We start from the raw sequence: 23,802 nt of genomic DNA, 5'->3' as shown, positions 1-23,802 counted from the left end.
GTCGCCTGAGCGCATCCTTGGTCTGCCCGTCACCCAACTCCGCTATCCTGAGCCTCACGTTTACCCATGAGCCTTTTCATGCTTGAAGTTCGCGACGTATTTAAGAGCTATGCCACGCCGCAAGGGCCATTGCCGGTGCTGCAGGGTATCGACCTGACGTTGGCCCCTGGCGACAGCCTGGCACTGATGGGTGAGTCCGGCAGCGGGAAAAGCACCTTGCTGCATCTGGTTGCCGGTCTGGACAAGGTCGACCGTGGCAGCATTCGCTTTGGCGAGCGCAGGCTCGACGGCATGAGCGAAAGCCAACTGGCAAGCTGGCGACGTACACAGATCGGCCTGGTGTTCCAGCAGTTCAACCTCATCAGTAGCTTGCCGGTGGAGGATAATCTGGCGTTCCAGGCGCGTCTGTGCGGTCGCTATGACCCTGCCTGGCAGACCCATCTGGTGCAACGGCTCGGCCTTTCGCAACTGCTGCACCGCTATCCCGAACAACTGTCCGGCGGCCAGCAGCAACGGGTGGCATTGGGGCGGGCACTGGCCTCCCGGCCGCCCTTGTTGCTGGCCGACGAACCCACCGGCAGCCTCGACGAAGCCACCAGCGACGAGGTGTTGCAACTGTTGCTGGAGTTGCTGGACGGCAGCCCGACGAGCCTGCTGATGGTGACCCACAGTCCCCGGGTGGCGGCCCGTCTGAGCCGTCGAGTGGTCTTGCAGGGCGGACGTCTGGCGCAGGTGGCCCAAGGGTGATGATCCTCCGCCAGACGCTCAAGGCCTTGCTCAGCCATTGGCGCCAGCACCCGGTGCAGTTTTTCAGCGTCCTGACCGGGCTCTGGCTCGCCACCAGCCTGCTCACCGGCGTGCAGGCGCTCAACAGTCAGGCCCGGGACAGCTACGCACGAGCCAGCCAGTTGATTGGTGGCGAACCCCAGGCCAGCCTCAGTGCGCCCGGCGGCACCTTCACTCAACAATGGTTTGTCGATCTGCGTCGCCTGGGATGGCCGGTGTCCCCCGTGTTGCAGGCTCGGGTGACGCTGCAGGGGCACGAGGATCAGCGTCTGCAGTTAATGGGCATCGACCCGGTGTCTTTGCCCCCCGGAGCGGCAGTGGCGGGGCAGGTCCGGGAGATGGCAGACGTGGTGGAGTTTTTCACTGAGCCTGGCCGCACCTGGATCGCTGCGCAGACCTTGCAGGCCTTGGGGCTGAGCGAGGGGGACCGGCCCCGGACGGTCGATGGACAATCCCTGCCACCTTTGCTTGTCCAGGCGGACATGGCGCCCGGCGTGCTGCTGATGGACATCGGCTTCGCCCAGCAGGTGCTTGGACGGCCGGACCAGCTGTCGCGCTTGCTATTGCCTGCCACGTTCAACGCGCCCTTGCCGACGGCGTTCAACGGCCGGCTGCAGTTCAAGCGCGCCGATGAAGAAAACAATCTGTCACGCCTGACCGAAAGCTTTCACCTGAACCTCGACGCCTTGGGGGTGCTGTCCTTCGTGGTGGGGTTGTTCATCGTTCACGCCGCCATTGGCCTGGCGCTGGAACAACGCCGCAGCTTGCTGCGAACCTTGCGGGCCTGTGGCGTCAGTGCGCGGTTGCTGGTCACCAGTCTGGCCCTCGAACTGGGCGCCTTGGCCTTGCTCGGCGCAATCGCAGGAGTGCTCAGCGGCTACTGGCTGGCGAGTCTGTTGTTGCCCGATGTCGCGGCGAGCCTGCGCGGCTTGTACGGCGCCGAAGTGGCCGGCCACCTGAACCTCAGCCCTTGGTGGTGGCTCAGCGGCGTGGGCTTGGGTTTGCTCGGCGCGTTATTGGCCGGCGCCGACAGTTTGCTGCGGGCGGCGCGCCTGCCGCTGTTGGCGCTGGCCAATCCCCAGGCCTGGCATCAGGCCCATGCCCGCTGGCTGCGGCGCCAGGGGTGGGTGGCGACATTGGCGGGGTTGCTCGCGGTATCGGCGTTGATCTGGGGTGACAGCCTGGGCAGCGGTTTTGTCTTGATGACGGCGTTGTTGCTGGGCGCTGCCCTGGCTTTACCGGTGTTGCTCAGTGGCACGCTGAAGTTGCTGTTGCGCCGCAGTCGTTCGGTACTTGGGCAATGGTTTCTCGCCGACTGCCGTCAGCAATTGCCGACGCTGAGCCTGGCACTGATGGCGTTGCTACTGGCTCTGGCGGCGAATATCGGTGCCGGCAGCATGACCGCAGGTTTTCGCCAGACCTTCAGTGACTGGCTCGAGCAACGGCTGACCGCCGAGCTGTACATCAATCCGCAAACCCCGGCCCAGGCGGGCGAGCTGCACACCTGGCTCAAGGAGCAACCGGCGATCAGCACGATATTGCCCAACTGGCAGGTCTCGATCCCTTTGCAAGGCTGGCCGACGGACATCTACGGCATCATCGATCACAGCGCCTATCGTCAGCATTGGCCGTTGCTGGAGTCGGTTTCCGACAAGCCTTGGGAGCAACTGGCCGGGGGTGACACGTTGATGCTCAGCGAACAACTGGCCCGGCGTCTCAACGTGAATATTGGCGATCGATTGACGATCCCGACGCCCCAGGGGCCCTGGACGCCGCGCCTTGTCGGGATCTATGCCGACTACGGCAACCCCAAGGGCCATGTGCTGGTCAATGCCGACCACTTGCTGCGGCATTGGCCGCAACTGACGCCGAACCGCTTCAACCTGCGCATCGAACCCTCCGCGATCCCGGCGTTGCTGGCGGCGTTGCAGGCCCGGTTCAGCCTGGATGACAGCCGAATTGTCGATCAGGCGCGGCTCAAGGGCTGGTCGACGCAAGTATTCGAACGCACCTTCGCCGCCACCGCTGCCCTCAATAGCCTGACGCTGGCGGTGGCCGGGGTGGCGTTGTTTATCAGTCTGCTGACCCAGAGCCAAAGCCGCCTCGGCCAGTTGGCGCCGCTGTGGGCGCTGGGGGTAACGCTCCGGCAGTTGATGTTGCTCAATCTGGGCCAGACCTGGCTGTTGGCGCTATTGACCCTGGTACTGGCCTTGCCACTGGGCATCGCCTTGGCCTGGTGCCTGGACGCGGTAATCAATGTGCAGGCCTTCGGCTGGCGCCTGCCGTTGCGGGTATTCCCGTGGCAATTGGCGCAGTTGCTGGGCCTGGCGATGCTTGCCACGCTGCTGGCATCGGCCTGGCCGCTGTATGCGTTGTACCGCACGCAACCGGCGGATTTGCTGAGGACCTTTGCCCATGAAGATTAAACTGGGCTTGATGCTGATAGCGCTACTGCTCTGCGGTTGTGATAACCGGCAACCGCCGCCGAAGGGCTTCGCCGGCCTGGGTGAGCAGGCCGGCGCATTCACGCCCGTGGTGCCGGGGCGGGTATTCAGTTTTCCCGCCGATCATGGTGTTCATGAGGGATTTCGCATCGAGTGGTGGTACGTCACTGCCAATCTCAAGGATGCCGAGGGCCGCGATTACGGTGTGCAATGGACGCTGTTTCGCAGCGCCCTGAACGCCGCGCCCCAGGCCAGCGGCTGGCGCAACCAGACGATCTGGCTCGGTCATGCCGCGGTCACTTCCAGCGCCGTCCACCATGCCGCCGAGCGCTATGCACGGGGCGCAGTGGGGCAGGCCGGGGTGCAGACGACTCCTTTCGACGCCTGGATCGATGACTGGCGGTTCGCTACACAAGCGTCGGGGACCGATCCATTGGCGGACATGCAGCTCAAGGCCAGTGGCCCACACTTCAGTTATGAGTTGCGCCTCACGTCGACGCGTCCGCTGGTGCTACAGGGCGATAAGGGGTTCAGCCAGAAATCCGAACAGGGCCAGGCGTCGTACTACTACAGCCAACCGTTCTTCCAGGCCAGCGGCCATGTGGAAATCGATGGCCAGCGTTATACGGTCAGCGGCCCGGCCTGGCTCGACCGCGAATGGAGCAGCCAGCCACTGACTGCGAACCAGACGGGCTGGGACTGGTTTTCCCTGCACCTGGACAGCGGCGAGCATGTGATGCTCTACCGCATGCGCCACAAGGAGGGGGCGCCATACCTCACGGGCACCTGGATCGATGCCCAAGGCCAGACGCAAACCTTGCATGCCGGGCAGATCAGCCTTGAACCACTGGACACCGCCGAGGTTGCCGGGCGCTCAATGCCGGTGCGCTGGACGATCAGGATCCCCGGCAAGCGACTCGACATCACCACCGATGCCTTGAACCCCAACGCCTGGATGAACCTGCGCATTCCCTATTGGGAAGGGCCGGTGCACCTGAGCGGCAGCCACAGCGGCAACGGTTACCTGGAAATGACGGGCTACTGAGAATCGCCGGAACTCCCCGGGAACGTCGACCCTCATACCTTATGAATGCCTCTGAGGAGTCCGTCATGAGTGATGACCTCACACTTCCCTCGCTGGCCGACTGGCAGCGCTTGTTCGACGACAAGACCTACTGGCAGCAGTCGCCCGACGTCCATTTCACCGAGCTGATGCGGGTGGCCGATGACCTGTTCGGCCAGGGCGCTATCGACCTGGCACAGTGGCAGGAACTCAAGGCCAAGGCCGAACAACTGCACCATCGTTCACCCGACGCCAACGTCGCTGAAGAAGTCGCCGATCCTGACGCCTGACGCGCAGGCCCGAAAAACCAAGGAGTTCGCCATGAAACCCAGTGATCAAACGTCGCACAATCCAGACGAGCCGGCGATGCCGGGTGAGGTGGAGCGTGACAACGACGCCCTGCGCCCCAACGATCCGGCTAAACGCAAACAGCAGGAAGGCGATACTGAAGCGGGGGAGACGGATGCACAAAAGACCGCGCGACAGGGCTGAGGATTGATAGACCGCGCGGTCTTGAAAACGCATTTGTTAATGCTGCTTTACTTGCCCGGTCTTGTTCGGCGTAGCGGATATGTTTTTTTATACTGCTGTTGGATTTTGTATAGCTGTTTGTATAGCTGTTATTGATTGGGCGTTAATAATGACGACTAAAGATAAATAATTATTTAAACAAGCTCCCGGACATATTTTGCAAGTTCCACTATTATTATGCCCGTTCGCCCAGTGTCAGGCTCTTTACCAGTGCATGGAATGCCGAGGCCGTCGCACTGGGCGAACACCATCCTGAATCAATATCTATCGACGACTATCCGGCCACCGGTGAACGCCAGTCATCGGAGCCCGACGTGCCGCTGACTTCGTGGGTCCAGGTGATCTTGCGGTAGGTGAAGTGCACATCTTCCAGATGGGTGAAGTGCGCGTTCGCCGGGTCCTGGCAGTTGAGCATGTAGTCCTTGATATCGACGATGATCGCGTCCTCCAGAGTGGTGGTGTAGTAATGCTCCTGGGTGCCGGCCGCCGAGGTGCGGTACCACTGGATCTCGACTTTGGTCAGGCGTTCTCCGCAGGTCAGGGCCGCCAGCAGCAGCGGCGAGGCCTTGTCGAACACCTTGGTGATGACCAGGGGTTTATGCACGCGTTGGCCGGTTGGCTGACCCGACTGAGGATCGCGGGGGATGATGACCTGGTGCTCGAAGCCTTGCACCATGACTTGATCTTCATGACCTTCCTGGTAGGTGTTGCCCACCGAGTCGGCCGTAAAGGCGCCGGCAGTGATCAGACCTTGTTTGGTGCCTTCGATGGACATGTAAGCGGGGGTAGCCAATGGATGCTCTCCTTGCGGGATAACTAAAGGGACCTGGGAAGGGAATCGTCCCCAGGTGGCCTGACGGTTATCAAGAGCTATGCCAGCTTCTATAAAAGCTATGTATATCAATAGGTTGGGAATAATCGCCAGTCCATGAGCGCTCCGGCTACAGAGGAATGCGCGCGGGGAGTTGCGTAGTTGGCAAGCCGGATGCGCAACTTCTTACGCATTCGGCTTTCCGGTTTTTCCTACATTCCCAGGGCGGACATGCACTCATCCATCGAGCGCTGTTGCGTTTCGGCATACAACTGCAGCTCATCGATGGTCGGTTGTCCCAGCGCTTGCTCGAATGCCTGGCGATTGGACTGTCCGGCGTAGTGAATTTGAGCGGCATCGCCGAGGTTCGACTGGAAGATGCCGGCGGCGCTCACTGGCAGGAAGTCCTCGTACACCAGGGGTTCGGCGTGGAGGTATTGCGCTTCCAGCAAGCGTTCCAGCGAGACCGGTTGCTTGATCGTGCCTTTGGCAGCGAGGCCCTTTGGCGTCACGAAATAGCGAAAGTACGCCAGTGCCTGCCGACGCAGCTCATCGTGGTTGTCAGGGAACTGGGCAAAATGCTCGGTCATCAGTGCGTTATAGCGTTCGGCGTTGGCTTCGTTGGGAAACTCCCCCAGCGCATCCCGAGCGGCGTTCAGCAACTGATCGTAGAGTGCGCGACCTTTCGGGGTGAGGGCGGCGCCCCGTTGCTCGATTTCGCCGAAGCGGGCGCTGTGGCTGCCTTGGGAGTGGGGCTGGTCGGTGAACGCTACAGGTTCGTCGAGCGCCTTGAAGCTGGTCTGCCGCAGCAGGATCGGGCAATGCCGACGGGGCGGGCCTTCGACGACTGCCTTGGGGGTGATGCCGTGCACGGGCATCTGGGCCTGCACGATGTCGATGTCCAGGGTGCGTGGCGTCAGGTGATTGATGTGCGGGCCCTTGAAAGCCACCACGTCGGCGATCAGCCGATGCTGGGCGCTCAGTTGCCGATATTGCTCGGCCGTGACGGTGGCGCTGTGGTGCCAGCGAAAGGTTTCCAGGGCCTGCAGGACGAAGTCATCAGCCTGTGGTTCGGTCAGGCCACCTTGGCGTTCGGCCAGGTCGATGAGCTGGAGCGCCTCGGAGGTGAAGATCTGGCGCTTGTTCAGTACCGATTCGGCAAAGGCCCGAAGCTCGGCGTTTTCGATCAGCTCCAGACGCAGCAACGAGGTAAACACCCGGAACGGGCTGACCTGCAAGGCGCTTTCATGCACGGCTCGAAATGCCGTGGAATGCACAGGCACCCCGGCGGGCGTGAGGTCGTAGTAGCCCACCGGGTGCATGCCCATGACCGCGAACAGACGCCCCAGGGTTGCCAGTTCTGCGGCGGTGCCGACACGGATCGCGCCGTGGCGCTCCAGGTCCAGACGCTGGAGTTCACCGGTACTGCGCAAGTGTTCGGCCAAGTGCGGGTCGTTGACCAGCACCTGGGCATTGGTCTGTTCCACCAGGTTCATCAGTGCCCCGTACAGCGGCACCTCGTCGCGGTACATGTCGGACATCGCCTTGGAGAAGCGTTGGCGGATCAGGTCGGGACTGACGAAGCTCATTGTGAGAATTCCTGGTGCAAGCTGTGGGAAAGTGGGAGGAAAGATCGCAGCCTTCACCAGCGTCGACAAACGAAGAATCTTCAGGACTTCATTCTGTCAGGGACTGATCCGCCCACTTCACCGTGGCTCAGGCAGCCTTGAAGAGCGGCATCAAGGTCACTGGCCCAGGCCCTTGAGAAAGTCGCGATACAGCGCGGCGGTTCTCCCGGGTCGTTCGACCATGGGCATGTGGCCTACTCCCTCCCAGATCTCCACACGCAAGTCGGCGATGCCCTTGCTCCATACGGGCACACTGCTGACGTCAATCAGCCGGTCCTTGCGACCCCAGAGCAGCAGCGAAGGCGCGCGGATGTCGGGCAGGCGCGGCTCCATCGGCGGGCTGGCGCGAAAATCCACGAAGATCTCTTCCAGTTCATCCCGGCGCTGCTCATAACGCTCGGCCAGCGCCGCCAGCACCACACTCGGCACCCACGGCGGCGAGGCCATCGTCATCGCGTAGAACGGAGCGAAGTCGTCCCGCGAGCGCACCAGAAACGGGTTGTGGCCGGCTGCCAGGTGCCGCTCCATGTCGCTGGGTTCGGGCGCGGTGACGCCGGCCGGGTCGATCAGGGCCAGGGTGAGTATCCGTTCCGGGGAGGTCGCTGCCAGCCAGGCGGCGAGATGACCGCCCATGGAGTTGCCGATCACATGAACCTTGTCCAGGCCGCAGGCATCCAGCAGTTCGATCACCCGTCGGGCCTGGGTCGGGATGTCATAACCGCCGCCGGCCTTGAAGCCGGTTTCGCCATGGCCGGCCAGGTCAGGAATCACCACCCGGTAGTCGCTGACAAAATGCCGGGCAAAACGCAGCCATAGGTTCTTGTCGGCGCTGTAGCCGTGCAGCATCAATATGCTGCCGGACGCTTCGTAGGGCCCGCCTTGCCAGGTCGACACGGTCATCTCGCTGATGGGCACCGTGATCTTGTGCAGTCGGTACAGACGCGCTTCCAGGGCCATGCCCATGTCGTACAGCACATGGCCGATGCCTGGATACGTCAGCCAGCTCCAGGCGATAAACACGGCGAGGACTACCCACAACACCAACATGCTTTGCCCTCCAGGGTCAGGACAGAATGTGATCGGCCAACCGGAGCCGACGAGTCAGATAGTGATAAGTGAAGCTGAAACCGGGGAACATCGCGACGACGTGGCCGCTTTTGCTTTGATACCAGCTGTGACAGCCGCCGGATTTCCATACAGTGCGTTGCATTTCCCGGTGGATCATTTCGGTGTAGCGCTGTTCGGCGGCAGGCTGCACTTCGATGCTGCGCAGGTTTTGCCGGTTCAAGGTGCGGATGCAGTCCAGGATGTAGTTCATCTGCGACTCGATGATGAACAGTGCCGAGGTGTGACCGATGCCGGTGTTGGGCCCGGTCACGATGAACAGGTTGGGGAAGTCCGGCAGGCTGGTACCCAGGTAGGCGCGCGGGTATTGGGCCCAGACGTCGTGCAGTCGGGTGCCGTTGCGGCCGGTGACGGGATAGGAAATCACCCCGTCGGTGGCGTCAAAGCCTGTCGACCAGATGATCAGGTCCAGCGGGATGTGCTGGCCGTCCCGGGTGATGATGCCGGTTTCATCGAGGGCGGCGATGCCGTGCTCCTGGCCATGCACGCTGACGTTGGCCCGGCACAGGGCCGGATACAACGTACTGGACAGGATGACGCGCTTGCAGCCGATCAGGTAGTCAGGGGGCAAGCGACGACGCAGAACCGGATCAGGCACTTGGCGTTCAAGCATGTTCAGGGCCTGGCGCTGGACCATGCGAACCGCCGGCCGTGAATATTTGAACGCAATCACCCGGGTTTCGAATTGCCAGTAGATCGACCAGCGCAACAGGGTGCGCATCGGCGCCAGGCTCAGCAACCAACGTTCGAGACGGTTGAACGTGCGGTCGCGGCGCGGCAGTACCCAGTGGGGCGTACGCTGAAACACGTGCAGATGGGCGACTTCTGGCGCAATGGCCGGGATGACTTGGGCGGCGCTGGCGCCACTGCCGACGATGGCAACGCGTTTGTGGCGATAGTCGTAGGTGTGGTCCCAATCATTGGTGTGAAACGTCTTGCCCTGGAAGCGATCCCGGCCTTCGAAATCAGGGATCACCGGTTGGCTGAGGGGGCCTGTGGCATTGATCAGGAATTGCGCATGAAAGGTCCCTTGGCTGGCGGTGTCGACGATCCAATGTCGGGCATTGTCGTCCCATGCCACCCGCTGCACATTCGCGCCCAGTTGTACCTTGTCCTGCAGGGCGAAGCGTTCTATCACGTGCCGGGTGTAGCGGTGCAGCTCCTCCTGGCTGGCGAACATCCGGCTCCAGTCGTAAGCGGCGAATGAGAGCGAATACAAGGGCGACGGCACGTCTACCGCCGCGCCGGGGTAGGTGTTCTGGCACCAGGTGCCGCCGAAGAAATTCCGTCGCTCCAAGAGCAGGAAATCCGTTATGCCCTCTTTGAGGAGATTGATTGCCGCGCACTGGCCCCCGAACCCGCTGCCGATGATCAACACCTGATAGCTGCGCATGGGCCTCCTTTCTGGTGGTGGTTGCCGATTCCCTTTGTCATGTATAGCCAAAATCCGAGCGGAGCCGTGCATTTGATGGCGAATAAATAACCCTTCATCGATGGTGGCTATTTGATGCTGCCCTGATAGACTCCAAATAACCCTATCCCACAACCCGGGAAGCCCTCGGTGCAGAGGCCTCTATGCAAAGAACGGGACGAAAGGGACTGTCATTGGCCAGGAGGCTTTACACCTCACGAATCCTGGGCCTGATGCTAGGGTTGTTGTTGGTGAGTGTCGCCGTCTATCCCCTTGACCCGGCACCTTGGGTCTGGTGGGCCATGCTGTTCAACGGCTTGTTATGGCCGCATGTGGCCTATCAGTGGGCCCGTCGCGCGGCGCAGCCGTACCAGGCCGAACGCCGAAACTTGCTGATTGACGCCTTTCTTGGCGGTTTCTGGGTCGTTGCGATGCAATTCAATCCGCTGCCCACAGCCGTTACGCTGGCAATGATGGCGATGAACAACGTCTCCATCGGGGGCTTGCGTTTTCTGTTCGCCGGGGCGGCGGTCCAAGTGACGGGCATCGCCCTGGGCCTGGCGATCTTCCCGTTGACCAGTGTGCCGATGACCAGTTCGGCGCAGCTCTATGCCAGTTTGCCTCTGTTGTGCATATATCCGCTGGCGTTGGGCTGGATCTGTTTTCGCCAGACCGCCATTCTGGGCCGGCAAAAGCGCGAGTTGTTGGCCCTGAGCCGTACCGACAGCCTGACCGGTCTGCTCAATCATGGGGCGTGGAAGGACCGGCTTAACGAGGAGTTCCAGCGCTGCCTGCGACAGCCACACGATGGGGCTGGTCACGGCGTGATTGCGCTGATGGACATCGACCACTTCAAAGCCATCAATGACACCTATGGCCATGGCGCTGGTGACATCGTGTTGCGTCAGCTGGGCAAGATGCTCAAGCAAAACCTGCGGGCCACCGACATTGTCGGACGTTATGGGGGGGACGAGTTCTGCGTGATTCTGCCGGACCTGACGTTGCACAATGCCGTGCTGGCCATGGAGGCCCTGCGTGAGCGGTTCGCCCTGCTCGGCTACGAGCAGGCCCCCGCGCTAAAGGGCAGTCTGAGCATTGGCCTGGCCGCCTTCAACCCGGCCTATGGCGACGCCACTCTCTGGCTCAACGACGCCGACCAGGCGCTTTACGAGGCCAAGACCGGCGGGCGCAACCGGGTCGTTTGCCATCGGCAGTGCCAGATGCTCGAGGAACCGGCGGTTTCTTTCTGATTCAACCGAGGAAGAGGGCTTATTTGTGCGTAACACAAACAAGTCCTGTTCCAGCCGCACTGTGTTCCGGCCTGAACTATCCCCCTAGGATTGCTTCACTCAACCACTTGTGAAGGAATCCCTCATGCAACGTTTTACCCGTCGTTTGCTCGCCGCTTGTGCGTTCTCCGGTATTGTCGCCAGCACCGGCGCATTGGCTGATGCCCATCCCACCATTCGAGCCATGGCTGGCGCGGAGCCGGTCAACCAACTCCCGGCCGGTAAAACCGCGTTACTGGTAATCGATTTTCAGAACGAATATTTCACCGGCAAAATGCCCATCCCTGACGGCGCTGCTGCGTTGGCCAATACTCGCGAACTGATTGATTTCGCCGATGATCACCACATGCCGGTGTTCCATATCCAGCACATTGCGCCGGCCGGTTCGGCGGTGTTTGCCGAGGGTGGCGAAACCGTGAAATTCCATCCGGACATGCAGCCCCGGGCCCAGGATGTTGTCTTGCAAAAGACCACTGTCAGCGTCTTCGGCAGTACCGACCTGGACAAGCGTTTGAAGAGCGCTGGTATCGAAAACCTGATCATCTCCGGCCTCATGACCCACGCGTGCGTGGCCGGTGCTGCCCGTGATGCGGCGCCGCTTGGCTACAATGTGTTGGTCGCCTCCGATGCATCGGCTACCCGTGCGATCACCCGGGTCAGTGGCGAAGCGATCGACAAGGACGCCTTGCACAAGGCCGCACTGGCCGAGGTCGAGGATACTTTCGGTGATGTGATGACCACCGCCCAAATCATCAAGCTGCCGGTACGCTGAAAATATGAATCAGATGCTCGCCATGCGCGTGTTTCGCTGCATCGTGGAGGCTCAGGGGTTTTCAGCCGCGGCCGAACGACTGGACACCACTCATTCGTCGGTGTCGCGCAACTTGCAGCAATTGGAGTCTGTGCTGGGCGTGCGTCTGATCAATCGCAATACCCGACGCATGAGCCTTACGGCAGCAGGCGAGCGCTACTACGCCGCTTGCGTGGATATTCTGGATCGCGTTGATGCCGCGTCCCAGGCGGTGACCCTGGAACAGGAACGGCCCTCCGGGCTGCTGCGCATCAGTTCACCGCTGGTGATCGGTACGCTGGAGCTGGCCCGTTGGTTGCCGGCGTTCCAGGAGCGCTATCCGGACATCCAGGTCGATTTGTCCTGCTCGGATCCGCTTGTCGATCTGGTAGCCGATGGGTTCGATGTGGCATTACGGATTTGCGGGCCGTTGGCCGACAGCAGTCTTGTCGCGCGCTTGCTCAGCGTTTCGCCGCTGGTTCTGGTGGCGGCACCGGCCTATGTCTTCAAGCGCGGGCTGCCTCGCGGCGTTGCTGAACTCAACGACCATCGGCTGCTGACGTATGCCTCGGCCACGCAGTGGGTGCTGGTGGGGGAAGCAGGGGAGTCGAGCACGGTGGATTGCGCCAGCAGCTTTCATACGGACACCATCACCGCCTTGCACGCCTGCGCTCTGGCGGGCGGGGGCATTGCCGCGTTTACCCTGGCGACGGTGCAGGATGACTTGCTGACGGGAAGACTGGTGCGGATTCTGCCTGAGTACACGCTTGGGCAGCGGCACTACTATGCGCTTTACCCGCATGCGCGGAATTTGCCGGCCAAGGTTCGAGTGTTTGTGGATTACATGGCGCAGTATTACGGCGCCAGGAACTGATGGACCTCGGACTGAACAGCGCCGGGGCCTGAAAAGCCCGGACAACGTTGCGACGATTTGAAAGATGTATCTGAGCCGTGGCGAGGGAGTTCCCTCGTCACAATGGGGTAAGCCACAATGAATCAAACAGCCTTGGTGTGATCGGCTGGCCCGCGCAACGTCGCAATATCCCGCTTGGGCGGCATGCCAAACAAACGGCCGTACTCACGGCTGAACTGCGAGGGGCTTTCATAGCCCACTTTGAAGGCCGCACTCGCCACGTCCATATGCTCATTGAGCATCAAGCGCTTCGCTTCGTTCAACCGTAGCCACTTCTGGTACTGCAGCGGACTCATCGCGGTGAGCTGGCGGAAGTGATGGTGGAAGGTGGGGGGGCTCATCTGCACACGCGCCGCGAGGTCCTCTACGCGGATGTGTTCGGTGTAATTCAATTTCAGCCAGTCGATGGCTTTGGCGATCCGGTAGCCCTGGCTGTCCACGGAGGCGATCTGACGCAGCCGCGAAGCCTGGTCGCTCATCAACAACCGATAATGAATTTCTTGTTGGATCAGCGGCGCCAGTACAGGGATCGCGTCAGGCTCATCCAGCAGCGCCAACAAGCGTGCGAACGGCGCCAGAAGCTCAGGTGTTGCTGTACCAATGCCTGCGCCAATTCCGATGGGCCGGTCTCGATACGGCGTCATGCCGCTCTGGGCGACCAGATCGGCGACCATGCGCAAGTCGAGCTTGAAGACCAGGCCCAGGCAAGGTTGCTCCGGGCTTGCCACCATCACTTCAGAATTGGCGGGGATGTCCAGCGAAGTGATGAGAAATCGTGTGGTGTCGTATCCATACGCCTTGCCACCTACCCATACCTGTTTCACGCCTTGGGCCACGAGCACGATGCTCGGTTCGATCATGCAGATGACGGGACGCGCCGGGGCTTCACGTCGAAAGAAACTAAGGCCGGCCACCGGCATATCAAAGTCCCCCGTCTGTGGGGTCCGGGCGTCAATGAGGCTGGCGAGCGTCTCTTGCAGGGATTTGCGTTGGGTGGTCATGGCGGGTTCGGAAGTTGTCCAGGACTGATAGCTATAGGCAGAACATTAACTCGCCAAGCGAAGCGCTGCCTACATGAAGTGGGCGAACTCATAGGATCGGGCAAGAAAAGCAGCGTAATGCGCTACCTGAAATCCGGGTTGGGCGCTGAAAATTTGATCCGACCTGACTCAGGAGATCATTACTCAATGCATGTTCGAGCCTACGCGGGCGACACCCCTCGAATCACTCAAACAGAAGGACTATCCAGTGAAAAGAATGCTGCTTGCCCTCGGTCTGCTTATCGTCTCTTGCTCATCCATGGGGGCTGATATGTCCAACGGTGCTGACAACTTCTACAAAAGTGACAAGGTGACAGTGGAAAAGGTCGCCTTCAAGAATCAATACGGGATGGAGGTGGCAGGTAATCTGTTTGTCCCAAAGGGACTGGACCCGAAGGCGAAAAGCGCCGCTATCATCGTGGGTCATCCCATGGGCGCGGTGAAGGAGCAGAGTTCCAATCTGTACGCGACCAAAATGGCCGAGCAGGGTTTTGTTACGCTCTCCCTGGATTTGTCGTTCTGGGGGGAGAGTGAGGGTACGCCGCGCAATGCGGTGTTGCCGGACATGTACGCAGAAGACTACAGCGCTGCGGTGGATTTTCTCGGCACCCGGCCGTTCGTCAATCGCGAGCGCATCGGCATCATTGGTATCTGCGGCAGCGGCGCTTTCGTCATCAGCGCAGCCAAGATAGACCCGCGCCTGAAGGCCATCGCGACGGTCAGCATGTACAACCATGGCGACTTGTACCGCAAAGGCCTGGGTAACTCGACAACGGCGGAACAGAAAAAACAGTTCCTGGCCACGGCAGCCGAGCAGCGCTATGTGGAGTTTATCGGTGGGAAAACCTCGTACACCTCTGGCTCACCGCTGAAATTGACGGGCGATGCCATCGCGGATGAGTTCTTTGACTTCTACCGGACCCCGCGTGGCGAAGTCACTCCCGCCGGCGCTTCGCCGCAGACCACGACCATGCCCACGCTGTCCAGCAACGTCAAGTTCATGAACTTCTACCCGTTCGATGACATTGAAAGCATCTCGCCGCGTCCTTTGCTGTTTATCACCGGCTCCGAGGCGCACTCGCGTGAGTACAGTGAAGATGCCTACAAGCGGTCCGCGCAACCCAAAGAGTTGCTCATCATCCCGGGAGCCAACCATGTGGACCTTTACGACCGGGTGAACCTGATCCCGTTCGACAAGTTGGCCGGGTTCTTTCGCAACAATCTGAAGTAACTCCCTCAATCACGCCATCACTTGGCACCTCTTGTCCTGCGGCAGCGATCTTCGTTGCCGCAGTTCGTCCCCTCGAGTCTTCAGTGGACCCGACGCTCAAGAAACACAGGATTCATATCCCATGACCGATAGCGTATTGCCCATCTCCCAAGACCGCCCGACGTGGAGCGCGGTGCTTGCCATGTCCCTCGCTGCGTTCGCCCTCGTTGCATCGGAGTTCATGCCGGTCAGCCTGCTCACGCCCATTGCGGCCGATCTTCACATTAGCGAAGGGCAGGCCGGTCAAGGCATCGCCGTGTCTGGCGCCTTTGCCCTGATTACCAGCCTGTTCATTGCATCGATTGCCGCTAGGGTGGACCGTAAAAGTTTGCTCCTGCTGCTGACACTGTTGATGATCATTTCTGGAACGGTGGTCTCATTGGCACCCAATTACGCGGTATTCATGGCCGGACGCGCACTGATCGGCGTTGCGATTGGCGGCTTTTGGTCGTTGTCAGCCGCCACGGCCATGCGGCTGGTGCCGGATCAGCAGATCCCACGGGCTCTGGCGATCGTCAATGGCGGTAACGCGTTGGCGACTGTGGTGGCGGCGCCGCTGGGCAGTTTTCTTGGGCAGATAATCGGTTGGCGTGGCGCGTTCTTTTGCATTGTGCCTGTCGCCGCCACCGCTTTGGTCTGGCTGCTGTTACGCCTGCCCTCCATGCCGGCACAGACGAAGCAGGGCAGCGCCAACGTGTTCAAATTGATGGCGCGGGGCCCCATAGCCTTGGGCATGCTGGCTGCCAGCGCATTCTTCATGGGTCAATTCATGTTGTTCACCTATCTACGACCGTTCCTTGAAACGGTGACGCAGATGAGCGTGTCTTTGCTTTCATTTGCATTGCTGGTGATTGGCGTGGCCGGTTTGCTCGGTACCTTTGTGATCGGTGCGTTCTTGAAAAATGGCCTGTACCGGACGCTCATCGTCATCCCGTTGCTGATGGCAGCGATTGCACTTGCCCTGGTGGGGTTCGGGGCGTCGGCAACCATCACGATTATCCTGCTGGGGCTTTGGGGTTTAGTGGCCACCGCTGCCCCCGTCGGCTGGTGGACCTGGCTGGCGCGAACGCTGCCAGATGATGCCGAAGCAGGGGGTGGATTAATGGTCGCGATCATTCAGCTTGCGATTGCGGCGGGTGCCACGGTGGGCGGCATCCTTTTCGATCTGAGCGGCTATCAGGCGACTTTCGAAGCCAGCGCGGTTGTGCTGGGTGGTGCAGCCGTTCTCGGCATCCTGGCTGCACGGGCCGCGGTTCGGGATTGCCCAGACATCCGCGCCCGGGCGCAAGCCAAGGCCGTTTGAGCAGATGACCGTTGAGCGCCTGCGGTTGGTGGCACATTGATATATTGGTAGGCTAGGGGATCGTTACCTATCGAGTGGGTCAGTGTGACTACCGAGCGAATTTTCCAGTTGGAGCAAGCCCTTATGGCCGTGATCGCTGCGGCGGGAAAGATGGGGGTCTGCAGTGATGAACTGTGCGCGCAGGCGGTGGGCGGGTTGATGTTTGAACACCATTGGAGCTGGGCAAACGCACAGTACGCACAAGGGGCGGCCGACGAGATCGACAACGCGTTGAGCCTTCTCGTAGGGAAACCAACGGTGGAAAACAGGTCGCCGGCGATTGAGACCGGCGCCAATGCGTTGCTCAATCCGCCAGCTAATTCGCGGTCTGTCAGTTTTATTTGATACGAGTGGGCGCCCATTTGCGTGTGCGCCCTCATCGCGAGCAAGCTTTGCTCCCACAGGGTAAATGCTTGGAGGTTAATGCTGCGAGCGATATTCCGGCGCGGCTTCCAGCGAGGTCTTGTGAGCGTTTTCCTTGGACGTTTGCCCCTGCGTATCGGGTAGCGAGGCGACATGAACGGTACGGGCCGGGATCGCAAATCGCACACCGATTCTGGCGAATTCTTCCATCATGCCCAGGTTGATCGCCTGTTGGACATCCATGTAAACGTTGTAGCTGGGGTCCAGCACGATGTACACCGTTTCGAATTCCAATGCGCTTTCGCCGAAACCGCGAAAGTGCGAGCGGTCGAAGCGGGTCTTTTCCTGAGCCTTGATGATGTTTTCGACGATGACCGGCACTTGCCTTAGCTGTTCTGTCGAGCAGTCATGGGGCAGGGCGAATTCAAAGATGATCCGTCGTTCCTGAAGCCGTTTGTAGTTCTGAATGGTGGTGCTGATCATTCCGGCATTGGCCATCACGATCTGCTCGCCACCCAGGCTGCGGATCCGCGTGGTTTTCAAGCCGACATGTTCCACGGTGCCGGCCAGGGAACCCACGACAATGAAGTCGCCGACCTCGAACGGTTTGTCCACGGCGATGGACAGCGAGGCGAACAGATCACCGAGGATGTTCTGCACCGCCAGCGCCACGGCGATACCACCGACCCCGAGGCTGGCGATAAAGGCGGTGATGTTCACGCCTAGGTTGGAGAGCATCGCCAGGAGCACCACGGCCCAGAGAAACACCTTCGCGCCCCACAGGCTCAGGGTGGCCAGCGCGCTTTTCTGGTGGATGTCGGAGTGGCTGTGGCGGGCGAAATAGTGCAGCAACGCCAGGGCAATTGCCCGGTTGGCCCAGAGCCCCACCTGCAAGGCTGCGACCACGAACCAGAGGCTGCTGACCCGGTCAAGCCAACGCTCCGGCAGGTCCAGGACGCCGACGCCAATGAGGATGGAGGCCAGTAACAACAGCGTATTGCTGGTACTGGACAGTACTTCGACGGCGATGTGGCTGACATACGCATCGGGTTTCTGTGCCCGGGCCTGCACTTTTCTCAACAGCAAGCCGATGCCGGCCCTGACGATGATAAAACTCACCACCATCACACCCAGGGCCAGGAGCCAGTTGGCGATGGAGATGCCGAGTAATTGGGTATCGGTAAGGAACTGAAGAGAGCTTGAGTCCATGTGAACGGTCACCTGTGCCATTGCTGTTCAGGTTTTGGCCCTTGCCGACTTTGGTGTGAGAACCTGGGCAGGGCATGAACCTGGTTAGTTCGCGCAAAGCACGGGCCGTTCAATTTTGTTCTGCGCGAGCAGTTGCGTAGGAGAGTGCTGGCGGCGTAGTTTCCTGGGCAGAACCTCTGTCAGAGCAATGCCATGCACATGACCGAACTGAGCAATGAGGAGTTGGAGCCGTTGCGCCAGGCGCTGATCCTGGCGGGTCTGCCTGTGGACGACCTGAACCAGCAGGGCCGACGTTTTTTCAGCTTCAGGCAAGCAGACGCTCAGACAGCGTTTGGCGGGATCGAGGGGGAGGGCGCGGACCGATTGTTACGCTCTCTGGTGGTCCCTGAGGGGCTGCGGGGGCGCGGCATAGGCGCAGCGATGCTGGTCGCTCTGGAAGACTTTGCGAAAAACCAAGGTGTGGAGCGCCTTCACCTGCTCACTGCCAGTGCTGCTAGCTTCTTTGTCGCCCAGGGGTATCAGCCGCGTGACCGTTCGCTGGCGCCGATGTCGATCAGCGAAACGGCCCAATTCAGATCATTGTGCCCGGCCTCGGCGGCCTACCTGAGCAAATGCCTCATCTAACGCAGTAGATGCACGGCCAGGCCGGTCAGTCCGCATCCCAGTAGCACCTGGATGACGCCGCGTTTGTAGCGAAACAGCGCAATGGCGGCGGCGAGCGCGATGATTGCCGACGGCCAGTCCAGCGCACCGGAAAAACCGCTGGGCCAAAGCACGTGGTAACCGAAGAAGCAGGCCAGGTTGAGGATCACCCCGACCACGGCGGCAGTAATCGCCGTCAGCGGTGCGGTGAATTTCAGCTCGTTATGCGTCGACTCCACCAATGGCCCACCCGCGAGGATGAACAGGAATGAGGGCAGGAACGTAAACCAGGTCACCAGCGTGGCGGCAACCGCGCCAGCGAGGAAGGCCTGTTCAGGGCCGAACACCTGCATCACGTAGCCACCGACGAAGCCGACGAAAGCGACCACCATGATCAACGGGCCGGGAGTGGTTTCGCCGAGGGCCAGACCATCGATCATCTGTGTCGGGGTCAGCCAGCCGAAATGTCCGACAGCGCCTTGATACACATAGGGCAGAACCGCATAGGCGCCACCAAACGTCAGCAAGGCCGCCTTGGTGAAGAACCAGGCCATTTGCGTCAGGGTGCCTTCCCAGCCGAACAACAGGGTCAACACACCCATCGGCAAGGCCCACAGCAGGGCGCCGATGATCGCCAGCCGGGCCAGTCGCAAGGCGCTGAAGCGGGCATGCTCCGGGGGCGGGGTGTCATCGTCGATCAATGCCGGGCCAAAGGATTGATGCGTGGCGTTGTGGCCGCCCAGGCTGAACTTTTCCGGTGCCCAGCGGCCGCCGAAGTACCCGATGACCGCCGCTCCCAGCACGATCAGCGGGAAGGGGAGATTGAAAGCGAATATCGCGGTGAACGAGCCGGCGGCGATGGCCCACAGCCAACTGTTCTTGAGCGCGCGCGAACCTATCCGGTGGGCGGCATGCACGACGATCGCGGTCACGGCTGGCTTGATGCCATAAAAAATCCCGGCCACCACCGGCACTTCGCCAAAGGCGACATACAGCCAGGACAATGTGATGAGAATGAACAGCGAAGGCAGCACGAACAGCGCCCCGGCAATGATCCCGCCCCAGCTGCGGTGCATCAGCCAGCCCAGGTACGTCGCCAATTGCTGCGCCTCGGGGCCTGGCAGCAGCATGCAGTAATTGAGGGCATGCAGAAAGCGTCGTTCGGAAATCCAGCGTCGGCGCTCCACCAACTCCTGGTGCATGATCGAGATTTGTCCTGCCGGCCCACCGAAACTGATAAAGCCCAGCTTGAGCCAGAACCAGAACGCCTCGCGCAAGCTGATGGCCGAGGGGCTGGACAACGGGTCGTCGACGGTCGGGATGGGTTTATTCATGGTCGGCCGGTGCTTGGATGGCAAAGGCGACCTACGTTATGGGGCGTTACGCAATTTTGATAGCCCTGGCAAAGCGATTCATGAAAAAAACCGGCTTTCCGGGATTGTCGCCATTGGGGGGGATTTTCCGGCCAGAACGGGTGAATTTGACAGGGCCATGCGCAGGATTTTGGATCCATTGAGCCACCCATCGGCTATGCCACACCGGCAAATTGCCGCCCCCCCAGGCGGTAGGCTAAGCTCACGAATATTGGGGGCTTTGAGGGTTTCGCTCATGCTTTGCCCCCCTCAGGAATTCGCTTGCCTATCCCCCATTTTGATCCGTTCCATGTCCCCGGCGGTGCCCTCAAGCGCCTGCCGTTGCTCAAGGCAGCGGTGGCGTTTATCGCGGCGGTCTGCCTGTGCCTGTGTGGCCTGCTTTTTTTGCAACTGGAACAGTCTCGTCGCTACGATCTGGAGTCGGCGCGCACCGCCTCAGCCAACCTCACCCGGGCCATGGCCCAACAGGCTCAGGACACGTTCCAGCAGACAGACCTGGTCCTGACCAGCCTGGCGGACTGGATAGAGAGCGACGGTTTCGGTCCGGCGCTGCAACCACGTCTGCAGAAAACCTTTGCCCGGCGCGTGCAAGCCCTGGAGCAATTGCATGGCCTGTTCCTGTTCGATAAGCACGGTCATTGGGTCATTACGTCCTTTGAACAACTGCACAGGGGCCCAGGGGTAGCAGATCGGGACTACTTTACGTTCCATCAGCAGAACACCGCCCTGATCGCTCATATCGGGCCGGCTATCCGCAGTCGACAAAATGGCGAGTGGATCATCCCGGTGTCGCGGCGCTTGAATGATCAGGACGGCAATTTCCAGGGCGTATTGTTGGCCGGGATCAAGATGTCGTACTTCGATCGATTCTTCGAAAGCTTCAGCCTCGCTGATCAAGACGAGATGGTCCTGGCCTTGTCCGACGGGACCTTGCTGGCCCGGCGCCCCTTCGACGAGGCGAAAATCGGTCGATCCCTGGCTGAGGAACCGGTCTTTCAGCATGAGTTGTACAGCGAAAGCGCCGGTACCGCGACCATCCGCTCCGCTGCCGATGGCGTCCTCAGGCTCTATGACCACCAGCATTTACAGGCCTATCCACTGGTGGTCACTGCCGCGATGTCCGAACAGGCGATCCTGGCGGGGTGGCACGACAGAGCCTTCAAATCCAGTCTCATCGTAGCGTTGGTGGTGTTGGGTATCTGCCTGTTCGGCTGGGTATTCGTGCGCCAGTTGCGCAACAGCGAACGGATCGAAGCGGACCTGCGCAAGGCCCAGGAGGCGTTGGAGCTGATTGCCACCCATGACAGCCTGACTGGGCTTGCGAACCGTCGGCTGTTCGAGCGGGCCCTGGACATCGAGTTCGGCCGGGGCGCCCGCCAGCGCAGCCCCTTGAGCCTGATCATGCTCGATATCGATTTCTTCAAGCGTTACAACGACACCTACGGCCACGTGGCCGGGGATCATTGCCTGGCAGAAATGGCGAAGGTGCTCAAGGGCTGCTGTCATCGCAAGGCTGACCTTGCCGTGCGTTATGGCGGCGAGGAGTTCGCGGTGCTGCTGCCCGATACCAACCTGCAAGGGGCCTTAGCCCTGGCCGAGCAGATCCGCCGCAGCGTTATCGACCAACACATCACCCATGCCGGCTCTCCTACCGGCTACTTGACGGTGAGCCTGGGCTGCTACGCGTTCGTGCCCAGCAGTTTGGACAGCATTGAAGTGTTCCTCCAGCGGGCCGATGCGGCGCTTTATCAGGCCAAGCACAGCGGACGCAACCGAGTGGCGGCGTTATCGATGGAAGACGGGTTTGATACGCTGGCGCGCTCGGATCGTTGAGGTCGCAGAAATCATCAAAATCGATGGCCGGGAGATCGTAAGTCGTTGCAACCACCACGGTGGCTTGTCGGTCACAGCTAGTGTCCTGGATCTGGAGCCCTGGCCCGATGAAAAACCTGCGCATAGCGACCTTCAATATCAACGGTATCCGGGCCCGACTGCCCAATCTGCTGGAGTGGCTGGAGCGGGAGAAACCCGACATTGTCTGCTTGCAGGAACTCAAGGCAGCGGACAAGGATTTCCCCACAGCGCAGCTGGAATCGGTTGGTTACGGATCGCTCTGGCACGGCCAGGCGTCCTGGAATGGCGTTGCGATCCTGGCCCGTGATGCGCAACCGCTGGAGAGCCGCCGTGGCTTGCCCGGTGGCGACGATGACCGCCACAGTCGTTACCTGGAGGCAGCGGTGCATGGCGTGCTGGTGGGTTGTCTTTATCTGCCTAACGGCAACCCGCAACCTGGGCCCAAATTCGATTACAAACTGGCCTGGTTCGAACGGCTGATCGCTTATGCCCAGGGGCTGCAGGCCAGCGATCATCCGGTGGTGCTGGCGGGTGACTACAACGTGGTGCCCACCGATCTGGACATCTACAACCCGCGTTCCTGGCTCAAGGATGCCCTGCTGCAACCCGAAAGCCGCGAGTGTTACCAAAGGTTGCTCGACCAGGGTTGGACCGATTCGTTGCGCCATCTGTACCCGGACGAGCGGGTATACACCTTCTGGGATTATTTCCGTCAGCACTGGCAAAAGAACTCCGGGCTGCGCATCGATCACCTGCTGCTCAACCCGGCGGCCAGTCCTTACCTGAGCGAGGCGGGCGTGGACGCATGGGTCAGGAATCAACCGCATCCCAGCGACCATGCTCCGACCTGGATCCGGCTCGCTTCGCGAAAACGTCGGTGAGGGAGCGAGGTCTGCGGTCGGTTATTGTCTCGCAAAGGCGAATGCCTTATATCTGCACCCCAGCAGCGGACTTTTTGTAAGCCCTGCACTGGACAGGAAAGGACATCCTCATGAGCCAAACCCGACTGAACGATTCGGGCCGTTATCTGCAACGCCTGGGCTTCGACACACCGCCAGCCCCGACCCTCGACACCTTGCGCCTGCTTCAACGACGCCACACCGCCGAGTTCCCCTTTGAAACCCTTTCGACGCTGCTGGGCCAACCCGTCCCCATCGACCTCGAATCAGTGGAGCGAAAAGTCTTCGAACAAGGCCGCGGCGGCTACTGCTATGAGCTCAATCAATTGTTCCTGGCGCTGCTGTTGGAACTGGGCTTCGAAGCCCGAGGCATCACCGGACGGGTGGTGATGAATGCCCCCGAGGGTGCCTGGCCCGCCCGCACCCACCGCCTCAGCCTGGTGACGCTTGACGGCGTGCGTTACACCACCGATGTCGGCTTCGGCGGCATGGTGCCTACTGCGCCGCTGCTGCTGGACAGCCGTGACATCCAGGCCACTCCCCACGAACCCTATCGCATCGAGGCTCACCCGGACGGCTATCTGCTGCGTGCCTGCGTGGCCGACGAATGGCGGCCGATGTACCTGTTCGATCTGCAGCGCCAGGAAGACATCGACTACACCGTCGGCAATTGGTACGTCAGCAACCACCCCGAGTCGCCATTCATGGGCCGGTTGATGGTGGCTCGCACTGGCGATGGATTGCGCAAGACCCTGAACGGAAACAGCTATGCCTTGCACCGGATAGGCGAGCAAAGCGAGCGCCGGACAATCACCGACGCCGACGAACTGATCGACCTGCTGGAAAACGAGTTTGGTCTGCGCGTACCGCCACGCGAGCTTTTACGGCCCGCCGTGGTTGGGCTTCTGTAACGAAGTGGGGTAGCAGGGGAGGCGCAAGGATCCGCGGGAGAGGATGGCTGTGCGCAATAAGTTGTATACAACTCTATGGACATTTGTCCTGAGTTTTGAATACAGTGT

At 60.7% G+C, this 23,802-nt stretch carries 22 protein-coding genes; 15 read left to right on the top strand and 7 right to left on the bottom strand.

Features of this window, described 5'->3' with window-relative positions:
* Window positions 1–78 precede the first annotated feature (78 nt).
* From MKS85_RS19235 to MKS85_RS19215, 5 genes are all read left to right on the top strand, one after another.
* Window positions 79–747: an ABC transporter ATP-binding protein gene (locus tag MKS85_RS19235; RefSeq protein WP_047228530.1), complete on the top strand. Its 669-nt coding sequence runs from the start codon at window positions 79–81 to the stop codon at window positions 745–747.
* On the top strand, window positions 747–3,212 hold the full coding sequence (locus tag MKS85_RS19230; RefSeq protein WP_223194429.1) for an FtsX-like permease family protein: 2,466 nt from the start codon (window positions 747–749) through the stop codon (window positions 3,210–3,212). Before MKS85_RS19235 ends, MKS85_RS19230 begins: the two co-directional genes overlap by 1 nt.
* Entirely contained in the window at window positions 3,202–4,275 is a 1,074-nt protein-coding gene (locus MKS85_RS19225) for a lipocalin-like domain-containing protein (protein WP_188251342.1), read from the top strand. Before MKS85_RS19230 ends, MKS85_RS19225 begins: the two co-directional genes overlap by 11 nt.
* Window positions 4,276–4,340: 65 nt before the next feature.
* Window positions 4,341–4,583, top strand: coding sequence for a hypothetical protein (locus tag MKS85_RS19220; protein ID WP_047228527.1), 243 nt, complete (start codon window positions 4,341–4,343; stop codon window positions 4,581–4,583).
* 31 nt (window positions 4,584–4,614) lie between these two features.
* Entirely contained in the window at window positions 4,615–4,785 is a 171-nt protein-coding gene (locus MKS85_RS19215; protein WP_171061341.1) for a hypothetical protein, read from the top strand.
* A gap of 313 nt (window positions 4,786–5,098) precedes the next feature.
* Here the strand turns inward: MKS85_RS19215 and MKS85_RS19210 are convergent, their stop codons facing one another.
* The 4 genes from MKS85_RS19210 to MKS85_RS19195 form a co-directional block, all read right to left on the bottom strand.
* Window positions 5,099–5,617, bottom strand: coding sequence for an Hcp family type VI secretion system effector (locus MKS85_RS19210; RefSeq protein ID WP_047228526.1), 519 nt, complete (start codon window positions 5,615–5,617; stop codon window positions 5,099–5,101).
* A 230-nt stretch (window positions 5,618–5,847) separates the two neighbouring features.
* Entirely contained in the window at window positions 5,848–7,224 is a 1,377-nt protein-coding gene (locus tag MKS85_RS19205) for a VOC family protein (RefSeq protein ID WP_223194424.1), read from the bottom strand.
* A 156-nt stretch (window positions 7,225–7,380) separates the two neighbouring features.
* Window positions 7,381–8,310 (bottom strand): alpha/beta fold hydrolase, encoded by a 930-nt coding sequence (locus MKS85_RS19200; protein WP_047228524.1) that lies wholly within the window; start codon window positions 8,308–8,310, stop codon window positions 7,381–7,383.
* A gap of 16 nt (window positions 8,311–8,326) precedes the next feature.
* On the bottom strand, window positions 8,327–9,781 hold the full coding sequence (locus MKS85_RS19195) for an NAD(P)/FAD-dependent oxidoreductase (protein WP_188251341.1): 1,455 nt from the start codon (window positions 9,779–9,781) through the stop codon (window positions 8,327–8,329).
* Window positions 9,782–9,963: 182 nt separating this feature from the next.
* On the opposite strand from MKS85_RS19195, the gene MKS85_RS19190 reads away from it, so the two are divergent.
* The 3 genes from MKS85_RS19190 (at window position 9,964) to MKS85_RS19180 (ending at window position 12,752) form a co-directional block, all read left to right on the top strand.
* Window positions 9,964–11,049 carry a diguanylate cyclase gene (locus MKS85_RS19190; protein WP_047228522.1) on the top strand — a complete coding sequence of 362 codons (1,086 nt, stop codon included), beginning with the start codon at window positions 9,964–9,966 and terminating at the stop codon, window positions 11,047–11,049.
* Between the two features lie 124 nt (window positions 11,050–11,173).
* A complete protein-coding gene (locus MKS85_RS19185; RefSeq protein ID WP_076383957.1) occupies window positions 11,174–11,860 on the top strand; it encodes a cysteine hydrolase family protein in 687 nt (228 codons plus the stop codon).
* A gap of 4 nt (window positions 11,861–11,864) precedes the next feature.
* Window positions 11,865–12,752 (top strand): LysR family transcriptional regulator, encoded by an 888-nt coding sequence (locus MKS85_RS19180; RefSeq protein WP_139049584.1) that lies wholly within the window; start codon window positions 11,865–11,867, stop codon window positions 12,750–12,752.
* A gap of 122 nt (window positions 12,753–12,874) precedes the next feature.
* Here MKS85_RS19180 and MKS85_RS19175 read toward each other — a convergent pair whose 3' ends face one another.
* Window positions 12,875–13,792, bottom strand: coding sequence for an AraC family transcriptional regulator (locus MKS85_RS19175; protein ID WP_139049585.1), 918 nt, complete (start codon window positions 13,790–13,792; stop codon window positions 12,875–12,877).
* Between the two features lie 247 nt (window positions 13,793–14,039).
* Here MKS85_RS19175 and MKS85_RS19170 point away from each other — a divergent pair, with 247 nt between their 5' ends.
* The 3 genes from MKS85_RS19170 to MKS85_RS19160 all read left to right on the top strand — a co-directional run bounded on the left by MKS85_RS19170 (window position 14,040) and on the right by MKS85_RS19160 (window position 16,788).
* Window positions 14,040–15,062, top strand: coding sequence for an alpha/beta hydrolase (locus tag MKS85_RS19170; protein WP_188251340.1), 1,023 nt, complete (start codon window positions 14,040–14,042; stop codon window positions 15,060–15,062).
* A 121-nt stretch (window positions 15,063–15,183) separates the two neighbouring features.
* Window positions 15,184–16,404 carry an MFS transporter gene (locus tag MKS85_RS19165; protein ID WP_188251339.1) on the top strand — a complete coding sequence of 407 codons (1,221 nt, stop codon included), beginning with the start codon at window positions 15,184–15,186 and terminating at the stop codon, window positions 16,402–16,404.
* A gap of 123 nt (window positions 16,405–16,527) precedes the next feature.
* Window positions 16,528–16,788, top strand: a complete 261-nt coding sequence (locus tag MKS85_RS19160) for a hypothetical protein (RefSeq protein ID WP_177500506.1) — start codon at window positions 16,528–16,530, stop codon at window positions 16,786–16,788.
* A gap of 75 nt (window positions 16,789–16,863) precedes the next feature.
* Here MKS85_RS19160 and MKS85_RS19155 read toward each other — a convergent pair whose 3' ends face one another.
* Window positions 16,864–18,015 (bottom strand): mechanosensitive ion channel family protein, encoded by a 1,152-nt coding sequence (locus MKS85_RS19155; protein WP_188251338.1) that lies wholly within the window; start codon window positions 18,013–18,015, stop codon window positions 16,864–16,866.
* Between the two features lie 192 nt (window positions 18,016–18,207).
* Between MKS85_RS19155 and arsN2 the strand changes: the two genes are divergently transcribed.
* Window positions 18,208–18,639: an arsenic resistance N-acetyltransferase ArsN2 gene (arsN2, locus tag MKS85_RS19150; RefSeq protein WP_188251337.1), complete on the top strand. Its 432-nt coding sequence runs from the start codon at window positions 18,208–18,210 to the stop codon at window positions 18,637–18,639.
* Here the strand turns inward: arsN2 and chrA are convergent.
* The gene (gene chrA / locus MKS85_RS19145; RefSeq protein ID WP_160891330.1) at window positions 18,636–19,991 is read right to left on the bottom strand and encodes a chromate efflux transporter; all 1,356 of its coding nucleotides are present in this window, start codon (window positions 19,989–19,991) and stop codon (window positions 18,636–18,638) included. The genes arsN2 and chrA overlap by 4 nt on opposite strands.
* A gap of 300 nt (window positions 19,992–20,291) precedes the next feature.
* Between chrA and MKS85_RS19140 the strand changes: the two genes are divergently transcribed.
* The 3 genes from MKS85_RS19140 (at window position 20,292) to MKS85_RS19130 (ending at window position 23,694) form a co-directional block, all read left to right on the top strand.
* Complete coding sequence (locus MKS85_RS19140; RefSeq protein ID WP_188251336.1) at window positions 20,292–21,863, top strand: GGDEF domain-containing protein; 1,572 nt, start codon at window positions 20,292–20,294, stop codon at window positions 21,861–21,863.
* Between the two features lie 107 nt (window positions 21,864–21,970).
* Complete coding sequence (gene xth, locus MKS85_RS19135) at window positions 21,971–22,765, top strand: exodeoxyribonuclease III (protein ID WP_047228513.1); 795 nt, start codon at window positions 21,971–21,973, stop codon at window positions 22,763–22,765.
* Between the two features lie 110 nt (window positions 22,766–22,875).
* On the top strand, window positions 22,876–23,694 hold the full coding sequence (locus MKS85_RS19130; protein WP_107322271.1) for an arylamine N-acetyltransferase: 819 nt from the start codon (window positions 22,876–22,878) through the stop codon (window positions 23,692–23,694).
* The last annotated feature ends 108 nt before the right edge of the window (window positions 23,695–23,802 follow it).

Source organism: Pseudomonas sp. JL2, from assembly GCF_031570495.1.
GTDB classification, from domain to species: domain Bacteria; phylum Pseudomonadota; class Gammaproteobacteria; order Pseudomonadales; family Pseudomonadaceae; genus Aquipseudomonas; species Aquipseudomonas rhizophila.
Note: the sequence above shows the minus strand (reverse complement) of the source record. Positions and strands in the feature narration are given on the sequence as shown.

Bases quoted from the DNA above. Each gene is read 5' to 3' on its own strand.
- MKS85_RS19160 (WP_177500506.1), top strand. From the start codon at position 16,528: ATGGCCGTGATCGCTGCGGCGGGAAAGATGGGGGTCTGCAGTGATGAA.
- MKS85_RS19205 (WP_223194424.1), bottom strand. From the start codon at position 7,224: ATGAGCTTCGTCAGTCCCGACCTGATCCGCCAACGCTTCTCCAAGGCG.
- MKS85_RS19155 (WP_188251338.1), bottom strand. From the start codon at position 18,015: ATGGACTCAAGCTCTCTTCAGTTCCTTACCGATACCCAATTACTCGGC.
- arsN2 (WP_188251337.1), top strand. From the start codon at position 18,208: ATGCACATGACCGAACTGAGCAATGAGGAGTTGGAGCCGTTGCGCCAG.
- MKS85_RS19175 (WP_139049585.1), bottom strand. From the start codon at position 13,792: ATGACCACCCAACGCAAATCCCTGCAAGAGACGCTCGCCAGCCTCATT.
- MKS85_RS19190 (WP_047228522.1), top strand. From the start codon at position 9,964: ATGCAAAGAACGGGACGAAAGGGACTGTCATTGGCCAGGAGGCTTTAC.
- MKS85_RS19185 (WP_076383957.1), top strand. From the start codon at position 11,174: ATGCAACGTTTTACCCGTCGTTTGCTCGCCGCTTGTGCGTTCTCCGGT.
- MKS85_RS19200 (WP_047228524.1), bottom strand. From the start codon at position 8,310: ATGTTGGTGTTGTGGGTAGTCCTCGCCGTGTTTATCGCCTGGAGCTGG.
- MKS85_RS19165 (WP_188251339.1), top strand. From the start codon at position 15,184: ATGACCGATAGCGTATTGCCCATCTCCCAAGACCGCCCGACGTGGAGC.
- MKS85_RS19215 (WP_171061341.1), top strand. From the start codon at position 4,615: ATGAAACCCAGTGATCAAACGTCGCACAATCCAGACGAGCCGGCGATG.
- MKS85_RS19220 (WP_047228527.1), top strand. From the start codon at position 4,341: ATGAGTGATGACCTCACACTTCCCTCGCTGGCCGACTGGCAGCGCTTG.
- xth (WP_047228513.1), top strand. From the start codon at position 21,971: ATGAAAAACCTGCGCATAGCGACCTTCAATATCAACGGTATCCGGGCC.
- chrA (WP_160891330.1), bottom strand. From the start codon at position 19,991: ATGAATAAACCCATCCCGACCGTCGACGACCCGTTGTCCAGCCCCTCG.
- MKS85_RS19180 (WP_139049584.1), top strand. From the start codon at position 11,865: ATGAATCAGATGCTCGCCATGCGCGTGTTTCGCTGCATCGTGGAGGCT.
- MKS85_RS19225 (WP_188251342.1), top strand. From the start codon at position 3,202: ATGAAGATTAAACTGGGCTTGATGCTGATAGCGCTACTGCTCTGCGGT.
- MKS85_RS19230 (WP_223194429.1), top strand. From the start codon at position 747: ATGATCCTCCGCCAGACGCTCAAGGCCTTGCTCAGCCATTGGCGCCAG.
- MKS85_RS19130 (WP_107322271.1), top strand. From the start codon at position 22,876: ATGAGCCAAACCCGACTGAACGATTCGGGCCGTTATCTGCAACGCCTG.
- MKS85_RS19195 (WP_188251341.1), bottom strand. From the start codon at position 9,781: ATGCGCAGCTATCAGGTGTTGATCATCGGCAGCGGGTTCGGGGGCCAG.
- MKS85_RS19235 (WP_047228530.1), top strand. From the start codon at position 79: ATGCTTGAAGTTCGCGACGTATTTAAGAGCTATGCCACGCCGCAAGGG.